At 60.8% G+C, this 13,145-nt stretch carries 8 protein-coding genes; 6 read left to right on the top strand and 2 right to left on the bottom strand.

What is annotated here, in order from left to right:
- The first annotated feature begins 408 nt into the window (after positions 1 to 408).
- The gene (locus tag BLP99_RS12540; RefSeq protein ID WP_072395236.1) at positions 409 to 1,515 is read left to right on the top strand and encodes a GGDEF domain-containing protein; all 1,107 of its coding nucleotides are present in this window, start codon (positions 409 to 411) and stop codon (positions 1,513 to 1,515) included.
- Positions 1,508 to 2,443 carry an iron-sulfur-binding ferredoxin reductase gene (locus tag BLP99_RS12535; protein ID WP_076406353.1) on the top strand — a complete coding sequence of 312 codons (936 nt, stop codon included), beginning with the start codon at positions 1,508 to 1,510 and terminating at the stop codon, positions 2,441 to 2,443. Before BLP99_RS12540 ends, BLP99_RS12535 begins: the two co-directional genes overlap by 8 nt.
- A gap of 80 nt (positions 2,444 to 2,523) precedes the next feature.
- On the opposite strand, the gene pyk is transcribed toward BLP99_RS12535, so the two are convergent.
- Complete coding sequence (gene pyk, locus BLP99_RS12530) at positions 2,524 to 3,975, bottom strand: pyruvate kinase (protein WP_072395232.1); 1,452 nt, start codon at positions 3,973 to 3,975, stop codon at positions 2,524 to 2,526.
- A gap of 260 nt (positions 3,976 to 4,235) precedes the next feature.
- Here pyk and BLP99_RS12525 point away from each other — a divergent pair, with 260 nt between their 5' ends.
- Both BLP99_RS12525 and BLP99_RS12520 read left to right on the top strand, forming a co-directional pair.
- Positions 4,236 to 4,610: a tetratricopeptide repeat protein gene (locus BLP99_RS12525; protein ID WP_072395230.1), complete on the top strand. Its 375-nt coding sequence runs from the start codon at positions 4,236 to 4,238 to the stop codon at positions 4,608 to 4,610.
- Between the two features lie 295 nt (positions 4,611 to 4,905).
- Positions 4,906 to 5,265: a PilZ domain-containing protein gene (locus tag BLP99_RS12520; protein WP_092180416.1), complete on the top strand. Its 360-nt coding sequence runs from the start codon at positions 4,906 to 4,908 to the stop codon at positions 5,263 to 5,265.
- Between the two features lie 157 nt (positions 5,266 to 5,422).
- Here BLP99_RS12520 and BLP99_RS12515 read toward each other — a convergent pair whose 3' ends face one another.
- Entirely contained in the window at positions 5,423 to 5,776 is a 354-nt protein-coding gene (locus BLP99_RS12515) for a DUF6124 family protein (protein ID WP_092180439.1), read from the bottom strand.
- 1,980 nt (positions 5,777 to 7,756) lie between these two features.
- On the opposite strand from BLP99_RS12515, the gene BLP99_RS12510 reads away from it, so the two are divergent.
- Positions 7,757 to 9,496: a hypothetical protein gene (locus tag BLP99_RS12510; RefSeq protein WP_143007946.1), complete on the top strand. Its 1,740-nt coding sequence runs from the start codon at positions 7,757 to 7,759 to the stop codon at positions 9,494 to 9,496.
- Between the two features lie 14 nt (positions 9,497 to 9,510).
- Positions 9,511 to 13,098, top strand: a complete 3,588-nt coding sequence (locus tag BLP99_RS12505; RefSeq protein ID WP_092180412.1) for a Tc toxin subunit A — start codon at positions 9,511 to 9,513, stop codon at positions 13,096 to 13,098.
- Positions 13,099 to 13,145 lie beyond the last annotated feature (47 nt).

Below are 13,145 nucleotides of genomic sequence, written 5' to 3'. Positions count from 1 at the left end.
CTTAAGACACGCCGGGCATGCTGGCGCGACGCTAAAAAGGCGCGGCAGTATATCGCAGGCGGGCATCCTGTGGGAGCGAGCTGCCTTTGGGCGAGGGGATTTATCCCCGCTGGGCTGCGCGCCATCCCCTTAACCAGACAATTCGGTGTATCAGGCTGATCTCGTTCGAGCTTTTTGGGGCTGCTGTGCAGCCCTGCGGGGATGAAATCCCTCCACACAGGGAACCATATCCATGGCCCAAACCGGGGTCCGCCCGCATCGAATAATGCGTCAATCTGGGCCATTGCTTTGACGCCATTTTTCTGCTCCAGAATTGAATGGTCATTTGCCCTGCACGCCACTAAAGTGGCGTCTGGCCTGTAGTGTAGGACTGATTTTTCAGTCTCATTTCCAACGGTGAGTCAACGATTGACCCATAACGCCATTCAACGTCTCCTGCTCAAACGCTTCGCCCTGGCGGCCGCAACCTACGCGCTGGCACTGGTGTTGTTGTGGCTGGCATATTTCAGTGGTCATTACCAAGACTCGTTGCGCGATGTGATCATCGGCAGTGGGTTGGTGGTGTTGTGCCAGGGGGCTCTGTTCGTCCTGTTTGTCACGGATCGCAACCTGCGTTTCGCCGACCCAAGCCTCACCGAGGCGCAGGTCCTGATCGGCCTGGGCTGGCAGACCTGGATGATGATGCACCTGGACCAGGCCCGGGGCGTGTTCCTGGTGTTCTACGTGCTGATCCTGCTGTTCGGGCTGTTTCACTTGTCCCGACGGGCTTTCGTGCGTTGCGCGACGCTGGTCTTCATCAGTTTCACCGGCATTACCCTGTGGGATGCCTACTTCTTCCGGCTGCCCGACCCGACCCTGGCCGGGTTGCAGGTGTGCGTGCTGTTTATCGTGCTGGTGTGGCTGGTGTTGTACGCCCGATATGTCCAGACCTCGCGCCAACGCATGCGCCAGCGACGCTTTGCCTTGCAGGCGCACCAGGACACCCTGCGCGGGATGATGCGCCAGCTCGAAGACCTGGTGGCCACCGACGAGTTGACCGGGCTGTTCAACCGCCGGCACTTCCTGCGCCTGGCCACTCGTGAACTCAACTCCCTCAGGCCTGGTGTCGCCCATGGCCTGGCCTTGATCGACCTGGACCATTTCAAACGCATCAACGACCTGCATGGCCATGCCGCGGGCGATCAGGTGCTCCAGGCATTCGCCGGCGTCGCCACGGCCTGCCTGCGCGAAGGTGACGTGCTGGCCCGCTATGGCGGTGAAGAGTTCGTGATGCTGCTGCCTGCCTGTGATCCCGCGCGCCTGACTGCCTGCTGCGAACGACTGCGGCGAGCGTTCAGCGAAGTCGAGTTGAGCGGTTTGCGACTGGGGACCCTCAGCCTGTCGGTGGGCATGACCCTGCTGGAAATCGACGACGACCTGGACGGCGCCTTGCAGCGCGCCGACCAGGCCTTGTACCGTGCCAAGCGCGACGGGCGAAACCGATGCGCGGCGGCCTGGGAGAATGTCGATGCCTGAATTGACGGTTGCCGGCCGACACTGGACGGTGGCGGCGGGAAGCAACCTGCTGGACGCGTTGAATCAGTCCGGCGTGGCCGTGCCCTACAGTTGCCGCGCCGGCAGTTGCCATGCGTGCCTGGTGCAATGTGTGGACGGCGACGTGCGCGACAGCCGGCCCGATGCCTTGAGCCCGACGCAGCGCGACCAGGGCTGGCGCCTGGCATGTCAATGCCAGGTGGTGCAGGACGTGCAGATCCACGCCTTCGATCCGCATCGCGACGGTCAGGCTGCCCGGGTGGCGGCGGTGGATTGGCTGGGGGCCGACGTGCTGCGCATCCGTATCACGCCTGAGCGGGCGCTGCGTTATCAGGCCGGCCAGCACATGGTGCTGTGGCTCGGTGACATAGCCCGGCCTTATTCCCTGGCGAGCCTGCCCGGCGAAGACCGCTTCCTGGAGTTTCACCTCGACTGTCGCCAGCCCGGTCAGTTCGTCGATGCGGCCCGATCCATGACGGCTGGCGACCCCATCCGCCTCGGTGAACTGCGCGGTGGTGCCCTGCATTACGACCCCGAGTGGCGCGACAAACCGCTGTGGCTGCTGGCCGCTGGCACCGGGCTGGCACCGCTGTTCGGCATCCTGCGCGAGGCCCTGCGCCAGCAACATCGAGGCAGCATCCACCTCATCCATGTGGCCCATGACGCTGGCGGTCATTATCTGGACAAACCCCTGGCCGCGCTGGCGGCCAAGCACCCGAACCTCACGGTGGAGCTGCTGGCCTCGTCCGACGCCCCCGCGGCGCTGGCGCGGCTGCGGCTGCCCTCGCGGCAGACCCAGGCCCTGGCCTGTGGTCATCCCGAGCGGGTCGAGGCCTTCGCCAAGCGCTTGTACCTGGCGGGGTTGCCGCGTAATCAACTGCTGGTGGATGTGTTCCTTCCCCGGGCTTGAGTCTGTGCTCACCCACCTCCAGGCAGAAAGCAAAAAGCCCCGCCATTCACATGGCAGGGCTTTTTTCAGCGGCCGGTCACTCAGACCATCGGGTCGCCCACATGCAGGATCTTCATGCCGTTGGTGCCACCGATGGTGTGGTAGCTGTCACCTTTGGTCAGGATGACCCAGTCACCGGTCTGCACCACGCCGCGCTTGACCAGCTCATCCACCGCCGCCTGGCTGACTTCGCCCGGTTGCAGGGCGGCCGGGTCGAACGGCACGGTGTAGACGCCGCGGAACAGCGCCGCGCGGGCCTGGGTTTCGCGGTGCGGGGAGAACGCGTAGATCGGCACCGAGGAACGAATGCGCGACATGATCAGAGGCGTGTAGCCACTCTCGGTCAGGGCGATGATCGCCTTCACACCGGGGAAATGGTTGGCGGTGTACATCGTTGCCAGGGCGATGCTCTCGTCGCAACGCTCGAAGGTCTTGCCGATGCGGTGGCTGGAGGTCTTGCTGGTCGGGTGCTTTTCAGCGCCGATGCAAATGCGCGCCATGGCCTGCACCGCTTCGAGCGGGTAGAGGCCGGCGGCGCTTTCGGCCGAGAGCATCACGGCGTCGGTGTAGTCGAGCACGGCGTTGGCTACGTCGGACACCTCGGCGCGGGTCGGCATCGGGTTCTGGATCATCGACTCCATCATCTGGGTCGCGACGATCACCGCTTTGTTATGACGGCGTGCGTGCAGGATGATCTTCTTCTGGATACCCACCAGCTCGGCATCGCCGATTTCCACGCCCAGGTCGCCACGGGCCACCATCACGGCGTCGGAGGCCTTGATGAGGCCGTCGAGGGTCTCGTCGTCCGCCACGGCTTCGGCGCGCTCGATCTTGGCCACCAGCCAGGCGGTGCCGCCAGCCTCGTCGCGCAGTTGGCGGGCGTATTCCATGTCGGCGGCGTCACGGGGGAAAGACACGGCCAGGTAATCGACTTCCATTTCCGCGGCCAGCTTGATGTCGGCCTTGTCCTTGTCGGTCAGGGCCGGTGCCGTGAGGCCGCCGCCGCGGCGGTTGATGCCTTTGTGGTCCGACAGCGGGCCGCCGATGGTCACGGTGCACACCAGTTCGGTGGCGGTGGCGGTGTCGACGCGCATCACCACGCGGCCGTCGTCCAGCAGCAGCTCGTCGCCCACGCCGCAGTCCTTGACCAGGTCCGGGTAATCGATGCCCACCACCTGCTGGTTGCCTTCGGTCAGCGGATGACTGGTGGAGAAGGTGAAGGTGTCACCGATCTTCAGTTCGATGCGCTTGTTGGCGAATTTGGCGATACGGATCTTCGGGCCTTGCAGGTCGCCCAGCAAGGCGACGAAGCGACCATGCTTGGCCGCGAGGTCGCGCACCAGCTTGGCGCGGGCCTTGTGTTCTTCTGGCGTGCCATGGGAAAAGTTCAGGCGGGCGACGTCCAGGCCAGCCAGAATCAGCTGTTCAAGAACTTCCGGCGAGTGACTGGCCGGGCCTAGGGTAGCGACGATTTTGGTGCGACGGACGGACATGCAAGACTCCTCAAGTTCAAGCGCCAGCGAAGGCTACTATGGTCTTTGGGTGTAGTCATTGTTCATGTGCACTACTTATTCGTTTCTTTTTCGAAATGAACATTCCCGAATATTTTCACACCTGTTAAGCCCGAAAGCCGAACATCGCTTTTGTGGCTAGGGGATAAATCCCCTCGCCACAAGCGCAAGCCCGGCTCCATTTTCAGGCTGAAGATTTTGCCGGCCAGGTCGATACAGGACTCAAGACAGGAGAACCTCCCATGCGATTCGTGCTTTTTGTTGCCCTGGCCCTGAGCATCACGGGCTGCACCCGTTGGTCGATGAACCATCATATGAACCTGGCCTACAAGGCCTATGACCGTGGCAACTGCGAGCAGGTGATGCTCGAACTGTCCCAGGTCGACCGCGCCAGCCGGGCCCGCCGCTACATGCAGCCGGAGGTCTCGATGCTGCGTGGCCAGTGCCTGGAGCGGCAGAAACTGTTCATCGATGCGGCACAGACCTACCAGTTCATCATCACTCAATACCCCACCAGCGAATACGCTTTCCGCGCCCGCGCCCGCCTGGAAACCCTGCAGAGCCTGGGGCATTACCCGACCCGCAGCGCCTCCGCAATCCGCCCGACGGCATTCTGACCGTTCGTCAACAGAAATGGCCATGTGAAACGCATGGCCATTCTTCGTCTATACCATTGCGCCAGATGAAACTTACGACACCTGGCTGGTCGTCGCTGAATCGTCAGCTATATTTGTACAAGTCGTGATTAGAGCCGGGTCTCTAATTTCGAGGCGTCACCTGTGACTGGCAGAATTATGGCCAAGAGGCTTGGAAGCGTCTGGCACCGGGATCGGGGAGAGCGGGCAGGCTTTGGCCCGTTCCGAAGTATTCGGTAGGCACCCTGTTGGGTGGCTGGGAAAAGCGATACAGGACATGTACAAAAAGCGTCGGATAGAGCGGCAGGACTTGCCGTACTTCCTGAAAGTGTTCAATGGTGTCAATGACAAGCTCATCGGCTACCTGGGCAATGTTTCCGCAGACGGGCTGATGCTGATCAGCCAGTTGCCGTTGATGGTCGGTGCGGATTTCGACCTGCACCTCAAGATTCCCGCCGATGAAGGGCCGCAGATGAACATCAAGCTGAAGGCCACTTGCCTGTGGTGCCACGAGGACGTGACGCCGCAGCACTTCGACGCTGGCTTCAGTCTGCAGGTGATTCCACCGGAGTACGGGCAACTGGTCAGTGCGCTGCAGCAGTACTTCAGTTTTCGCTCGATGTCGGAATCGGCTTGAGAATGCTTCCATAGGGCCAGGCCTTCTGTGGGAGTGGGCTTGCTCGCGAAGGCGTCGGCACATTCAGCATTGATGCCAGCTGATCCACCGTCATCGCGAGCAAGCTCGCTCCCACAGGGTCTTCATACATTCTTTACTTCTAGAGGTCGTTCGACCTTCAGCGCTGGACCTTCGCTTCGTTATCCAGCAACCGCTCCAGCAACAACACCCCCATCTCGCCCATCTGATGAATCGCCAGCGCCAGGTTGCGCGTGGCACCTTCCAGATCTTCGGACAAATCCAGAATCAACGTGCTCACCGAGCAGAAGGTTTCATAACTGTGCACCAGTAGCCCTTCGGGGTCGGCATCGGGCGCGACGATGAAGTAGTCCAGGTGCCTTTCGGGTTTGGCCGGCGTGTCGGGCTTGAGGTAATGGTCCAGGGCCTTTTTGGCGGCTTTGTCGAGTTTTCTTGCGTCGAGGGGGGCGGACGGCGGGTTGGTTTTCGGGGGATTGGGTGTGGGTTTGATCATCATCGTTTTTCCATGATTGGGCTGCCACCCGGTTCGCGACTAAACGAGGGGTGGCGGCTGGACGCAGGTTAGTCGACCGGTGGAAAAACGAAACCCGGCGCGCCCGAGGGCGCCCTGCGAACAGCCACCATCAAGTGCGGGGATAGGGTTACCCGGCTTGATGACACTTGTGCACATCGTTCTTCACACCGGGCGACTAAACCCGGACGCTGATTATCAGCGACGCGAATCAAGTTACGGGGCAAGGCCAAGGCGCACAAGCCGGCGGATTCTGGCGGATATGTAGTCCGTTGCGCAAGGCGGTGTAGCCAGTTGGGCATTAGGCCTACACCGCCGATCCCTGCCGCTCGTCAGCACTGTCAGAACTAACAGGTGATCAAGCAAGCTGTTTTGTCATTCACTGAGCCCAAGCGGACTTCCGGTGATACGTCGGCCGCAATGAGCCTCTATGCACGAGTGACGATTAAGGGGTAAGTCATGGAAACTGGCGATGATCCTGAGAAAAATAAGTTCGCCTCCTCACCGGGGGCGGCGAGCGAGATTGCTCATGTCACTGAGGGTGATAGTGATACGCTTGGCCAAGAGCCGGAATCTAATCCAAACTCTTTAACCGGGGAAGTTTTTTTACAAGCGGTCAACGGTTCTCTTTGGGCAAATTTCACGGCTTTATATGCATGGTCTTCGGATGGAAAGTCATTTGAGTTGAGAAGGCCGAAATACAGTGCAAAGAGTAATGGGCGAAGAAGCGGAAATGTTTACATAAGTCTTAAATCGGCCGTAGAGACTGGATATCAGGAGCTTACAGATGATGATGGGATTCAGGATGGGAACTGGCACGAAATAAATCAAACGATTGCGGTGCGAGGGAATTCTGATTTTGTCGAGGTGTACTATAAATATACGTACGATATTTACCTTGAAGATGACCCTTTTCTATATGCAAGTCAAAAATATTATTATCGACCTCTCCCGCCCACCCCAACCATTGACCCCATTCGAAACGTTAATAGCAGGACATTTACTGTCTCGGGGGCAGGAGGGGTGCCTGGCAGTGGTACGGTTATTCTGTACAACGAAGACAACGACGCTACGTTGGGGCCAGCAACAATGCAGTCGAATGGAAAGTGGGCTGCCAGTGTAGAACTGAGCCCGACATCTGGTTCGATTTCCATTTACGCCAAGCAGAAAGTTGGCGATATATATTCCTTAAAGTCTGCTAGCACATCGAGAATATACTTGGTGACCTTGGCAGCGCCTGCTTCTAATTCTTTTCTGGAAACTGGTGTGGGTTTTAGTGGAGCCGCTGCTCCTGGAACGTTGATTAGGGTGGTGAAGGCTAACGACAGTCTCTTTGCTCTGGCGCCTGAGGTAACCGCAACGGGCGGCATTTGGTCAACGACTTTCAATGCCACCCTACCGAGCGGTTCCGTACCTGTGGTGGCACAGTTCAGTCTGGCTGGTTATCCATCAGGTAAAACCGCTGCTGTCACCTACCGAGTCCTGGGAATTCTGGCTATTACTTCCCCCTCCGCTAATAGCCATCAGATGCAAACATTCACCCTTTCAGGTAACCAGGGTCTGGAAGGGGCCTCCGTGCAGGTTTATATCGAATGGTCGTCAACTATGGTCGGAACAGGTTCCGTAGGCGCCAATGGTGTCTGGAGTGCGAGCGTTACAACAGCCGCTGGGCCTGTTTCACTTGTGGCGATGCAAACATTGAGTGGGAAGGGGTCTGGGCGAAGCGTCTCCCGGGCTTTCAAAATAAAACCGCCGAAATTGATAGATTCCCAGGTGTCCTACCCCAGTCCCAATACCGTGAGGTTTTCAGGTGTTGGCTACAGCAGCGGTGCAAGGGTAGAGATTTTCAATATAGAGGGTGATCTTCAGATATATACCAATGTGAATACAGACCGCAGTTGGAGAGTGGATTGGAACGATCGGCCTCCTTCCTCACCTCATCAGATGAATGCCCGGCAAGGTGTGTCCGATGGGGCTGGCGGCTGGATTTACTCCGACTTCGAATATGGGCTCAGTATCACTGTGCCGGTCCCGGTCCCGACCCTCACGGTTAGCGTAGGCGCCGACCGCAAACCGGTGTTCTCCGGCACCGGCCATAGCTGGACGGGCCAGCCCGCCGCGCGGGTCGAGGTGCGGCGGGTCGGGGAGTCGACGCCTGCCGCGCCGATTGCCAACGTGGCGATTAACGCCTGGTCCAGCATCGCCGCCGAAGCCTGGAACCCAGGGACCTACTTCGTCGAAGCCAGGCAATTATTCAAGCCGGCCGGGGAGAGCAGTGACCTGCGGTCTGAGCCGACCCCCTCGCGGGAATTCACCATCAGGGCCCCGGTGCCCACCGTGGAGTTTCGCCACGACGGCCTGACGCCGCGTTTTTCCGGCACCTGCCTGGCCGGTGGGCAGGTGCAGCTGTGGTTCGACGGCGACCCGGATTCGCCCTATGACGCAGTGGTGAGCGGTACCACCTGGAGCTTCACCCGAGACGAACCTTTCATGCCCGGCGCGTATACCGCCAGGGTGAAACAGTCCTTCGGCGGCCAGACTTCCGACGAGGTGCCCCAGCCGTTCGATATCGTCGTGTTGAAACCGGTCATCACTTCACCCATCGATGAAGAGGTGGATCACAACCCGGTCATCCGGGGCACCGGTGGCATTCCGGGGGCGACGATGCGGGTGCATGAGTTCGTCTCGGAAGGGCTTCTCGACGAAACCCCAGTCACGGGAAACGAATGGTCGGTTCCCATTCTGGAAGACCTTTCGTTCGGCGATCACCAGGTCTACGCCGTCCAGCAGTACGATCGCTGGCCATCGGAGAAGAGCGAGCCGGTGTCCTTCACGGTGATCCTGTTCCCGCCCACCATCGAGTATCCCCAGCCGGGGGATGCCATGGCCCGCGTCTCGATCATCGACGGCTATGCCCGCAAGGCGTCCGGGGTGGACACGGCGACGGTCGAGTTGTGGCTCGACGGCGCGGATGAACCGCTGGCCACGGTGCGGGCCAGAGGTGTCGATGGCTACTGGTCCTATGAAACCCATTTGCCGGTGGGCACTTACACGCTGCGGGCCAAACAGTTTTTTCAGGGCAAACCCTCCGATTTCGGTCCTGAACATGAATTCACCGCCGTGCCGGCCATCCCGCTCATCGAGTCCCCGGCGCTGCAACAGCACCTCGGCGCGACAGCGACGATTTCCGGCCATGGCTATGTCGGCGATTGGGTGGAAGTGGCCTGGAGCGACGCGCCCGACACGCTGTTGGGCAGGGCGCAGGTGCAGGCGAACCGCACCTGGTCGATTCCCCTCGCTATCACGTGTGCGGCCGGCACTCATTCATTGATGGTGCAGCAGGAATGCGAAGGTTATCGCTCCGGCTGGAGCGCGGCGCACGAGGTACTGCTGTTATCCCCGGCCCCGACGTTCACCTCGCCCGAGGCCGGTCACTGGTTTGCCGGGCAGGTGTTTTTCGAAGGCACCGGCGCGGCCGGCCAGGGCGTCGATGTGTCGTACTGGTTCGATGCCCGGCAGTTGATCGCCCAGGATCGCCCGGTGGCCGACGGTGCCTGGACGGGCTCGCCCGAAGCACCGTTGGCCCCCGGCTCGCACTGGGCGAAGGCGCGGCAGAGTGGAACGGACTGGGGTGATAGCCCGCGTTTTGAAGTGGCTCAGGTAGAGGAAAACCCCACGGCTCGCGCCGTCCTCAATCATTAAAGCGGAGCTCTGCGATGAAAGATTCTCCGGCTCGAATCGCCAGCCGTTTTTGCGAACAACTCTTGGCTGAGCGACAGTCCGAACAACTGTCCGACCTTGAGCAGTATTTTGCTGCGGGCGGCTCGGTGTGTGCGTTGGCACGCAAAGGAGTGGCCGGGCTGGTGAACGAGTACGGGTTGGAAAGCGAGGATGCCCAGGCGCTTGCATTTCGTCTCAACGGGCTGGCGACGAGGGTGCTCAGGGGCTTCATCGAGGACCAGTTGACCCGCCACGAGTCGCTGCCCTCGCACCTGCGTCAAGGCTTGTTGGCGTTGGTCGACGGCCCCACTTACGAAGGGCTGTTCAAACCCAATTTCGGTAATAAATGCCCATCGGATGCAATCGAAGCCATTCATTCACCCGTGGCCTATGCGGTGTGGCTCAAGCACTGGTCGCAACGGCGCCTCGTGCCTTCCGAAGCCAGCGACGCTTATGCGCTGACCTTGCGACGCAAGGACTTGGACCTGCTGCGCATCGATCCGGTAACGACCCATCGCGTGGTGTCATCGGTCGAGGTGATCAGCGCCGTGCTGGAGAAGTCCATCGCGGATTCCTTGGGCGGGGGCGGCAACCTGGACGAGAAACTGAGCCGGCGACGCTACCCCAACGGGCTGCCTTACCATCATCCCTGGACCACGCTGGACGAACTGACCCGGGACCTGGGGCTTTCCGTGGGCACTGTGGTGCGCTGGTGCGATCCGGCGTTTCCTTATTTCCTGCGTGCGCTGCCCTGGGGAGACACCAGCGGTCATGCACTCACCCAAGCGGCCCGGCTGAGTCCGGCCTTACGACAGCTCATGCTGGAGGCGTCGCCTTTCCCCGACGGGGATCAAGACAGCTATTTCAAGGAAAACTTCGCGGCGCGCTCGAACATCGAATCGCAGAACCTGAACCAGACGTTCTTTTTCAACCAGCGGACCCAGCTGACTCAATCCGGACTTGAAGCCCTGCTCTCGGTTGAATTGTTTGCCCCGACGCTGTCCGAGCATGCGTTGATGCTCGATGCCCGGGTCACGCCCGGGCATTCGGGCTCGGTGTTCGTCAACAACGGGCTGGCAGAGCCGTCGATGTTCATCAGATATGGCGGCGACGAAAAGACCAACAAGATCATCGAGCTTATTTCCGAAGACGGTATCTTCACGACCGACAGGATCGACCGTCTCAATCGCAAGATCCGTCTGGACAACGCCCTTGAGTTGCCCAGCCATGAAACCGATGCGCTGCTGAGCGCGATCATCGGCGCTGAATCGAATTCCGCTGCAACGGCGAACGCCTCGTCGCAGGCGCAACCGCCCGATTACTGGATGACGAGCAGTACCGTCCGGGCATTGGGGTTGTTCCGGATGCTCCAGGAGGACTATCGGTGTTCGGCGCAAGAATTTGCGGTATTCGTGGGGGATATCTCTGTTTTCGGTCGTGGCAGCGAGCTGTCGCAATTCGACCGTGTCTTCAACCGGGACACGCTGTCGACACCCGCGTTGTTGATGGACGACGGTACGTTCGAGTTGATACCGGAAACGGAAGCCGATGCATTGACGGTCGCGCAGATTTGCGGCGGGCTGAACATCGACCTGGCTACCTATTTCAACCTGGCTCCATTGATCGCCGATGCCCTGGGCCTTACCGCGCTGCAACGCAGCCTGCCGGTACTGTCCAGTTTCTACCGCATAGCCAGGTTAGCGCAGCTACTGGGAATCGCGCCGAATGTGGCGGTGGAGATTCTCAGGCGGTTGAGTGGAGAGTCCGGGCTCGTTGCGTTGCTCGGTCGGCCGGTCATCGGCGCGGACGGCCAGGCAGCGGATGTCTTGGCGTCGATCCAGCGCCTGGAGGGGTGGGTCCGCTGGTGCGCCGACAATAACCTGGACGTGGCCTGGACCGTGGAGCGCGTCCAACCCGTGGCCGCTCCCACCGAGCCTTCGCCGGCACAGAACCGGCTCTTCGATCTGCTCCGCTCGCAGCTCGCGCCTGCGTTGTTCACCGAGGCCGCGTTGCGCATGGCTGGTGTCCCGCCGTTGTCCAACGACCGGCAATGGACTCAGCAGTTGCTCGAACTGGCCGACACGCACGGGCTGGTGATCCATCGCAGCGAGTCCGCCGACCTGCCTTACGAGGACTATGCCCGGGCGATGGTCGAGCGCATCGTGCGCCAAGTGCTCGGCCGGGACGATCCCCAGACCGTCGAGCAGATCGTCGGCGTGTTGCTGAGCAGCCGAGCCGGCCAGCGCAGCGTGGTCCAGGAGAGCCTCGGGGTGTATGGCGAACTGTCCGCGTCCCTGGCATTGCCGGTGCTGGCCTGGGCGGGAAGTACGGTATATGAGGTGCTTTCCTACGTATCGGGACGTCCGGCCGCGGGCGTGTCGTCGCGCAACCATCGGCGCGATGACGAACCTGGCGACCCTTTCCTGGGCATGCTGGTGGGGTTTACGCACCGCAGCGACGTCGTGAAAACCCTCAAGCTGAGCGAGGCGTTCCTGGCGCTTTACCTCCGCGTCGGTGACGGTGTCGAGCCCGCACCCGCCACGGCCCCCTTCACCCCACGCGCGCTGTATTACCTGACGGTCTACAACCGTGCCGTAACGCTCAGCCAGAAACCCGAATCACCACTGCTCGATTACCTGGAACTGGTCAACGGGCTGCCCAACGACCTGTCCGGAGACGGGCTGAGACTGGTGCAGGCCCATGCCGCCGAGCTGCTGGCCGAACTCTTCGACTGGAGCGCCGAGGAAGTGCGCGCCTGCGCCGACCGGGTCAATCCCGGCCAGGGCTACATCCGTAGCCTGGGGCACCTGGATCTGTTCACGCGCCTGCGTGGGTTTTCGCTCCAGAGCACGCTGGATGCATCGACCACGCTGAAACTGGGCATGTTGCCGCCCGATGCGTCCTTCAGTGCCTACCAGGCCGTGGCCGATCAGGTCACGGCCCAATTGGCGGACCCCCACAGGACTTCACCCTTGTACGGTCTTCATGCCGGCGGTGATCGGGTGGAGGTCCAAAGCACGGTAGATCGCAGCGAAATGATCGCCAACAGCAATCAAACGGCGGAACTGACCCTCACGGTTACCCTCGCAGGGGAGCCGCAGAAAAACGTCAACGTGTACTGGACGTCCAAGTCGTGCCGTATCGATCCGCCAAAGTCCGTCACCAACCAATATGGCAAGGTCACGGCCACCGTGCATGCCGGTACGACGATGGGGCGTGACCTGATCAGCTATCGGCTCGATGCCCGCGAGCCACAGCCGGCGGTGACGATCACCCTGGGGAACGATCCTTCTACGTTCGAGTTTGCCCGCGTGGAGGGCGATTTCGTTGTCACCAAGGAAAAAGCCGGCACCGACGTTACCTTGCGGGCGCACTTGCACGACCGCTACGGCAACCCGGTTGCCCATGAGCCGGTGAGTTGGGAGCTCAAACCGCTTTACAACATCCCTGTCCTGGGTACCACCAACGCCGAGGGCATGGCCGACGTGACGTTCACCAGCACGGCACCGCTTAAAGTTGACGAACCGATAATCAGGAGGGATGACCTGAGCCTGCTGTTTATGCCCGTCGAATTCATCTCATGAAGCACGCTTCTCCAGCACCACGGTACTCGTCGCCTTGACGAGTGCCC

It is taken from the genome of Pseudomonas sp. NFACC32-1, from assembly GCF_900101215.1.
GTDB lineage: Bacteria > Pseudomonadota > Gammaproteobacteria > Pseudomonadales > Pseudomonadaceae > Aquipseudomonas.
This window is presented reverse-complemented; position numbering and strand designations above follow the sequence as displayed.

What these genes read in the sequence shown, in the direction of transcription:
- BLP99_RS12520 (WP_092180416.1), top strand. Translation starts at nt 4,906, where the DNA reads ATGTACAAAAAGCGTCGGATAGAGCGGCAGGACTTGCCGTACTTCCTG.
- BLP99_RS12525 (WP_072395230.1), top strand. Translation starts at nt 4,236, where the DNA reads ATGCGATTCGTGCTTTTTGTTGCCCTGGCCCTGAGCATCACGGGCTGC.
- BLP99_RS12535 (WP_076406353.1), top strand. Translation starts at nt 1,508, where the DNA reads ATGCCTGAATTGACGGTTGCCGGCCGACACTGGACGGTGGCGGCGGGA.
- BLP99_RS12505 (WP_092180412.1), top strand. Translation starts at nt 9,511, where the DNA reads ATGAAAGATTCTCCGGCTCGAATCGCCAGCCGTTTTTGCGAACAACTC.
- pyk (WP_072395232.1), bottom strand. Translation starts at nt 3,975, where the DNA reads ATGTCCGTCCGTCGCACCAAAATCGTCGCTACCCTAGGCCCGGCCAGT.
- BLP99_RS12515 (WP_092180439.1), bottom strand. Translation starts at nt 5,776, where the DNA reads ATGATCAAACCCACACCCAATCCCCCGAAAACCAACCCGCCGTCCGCC.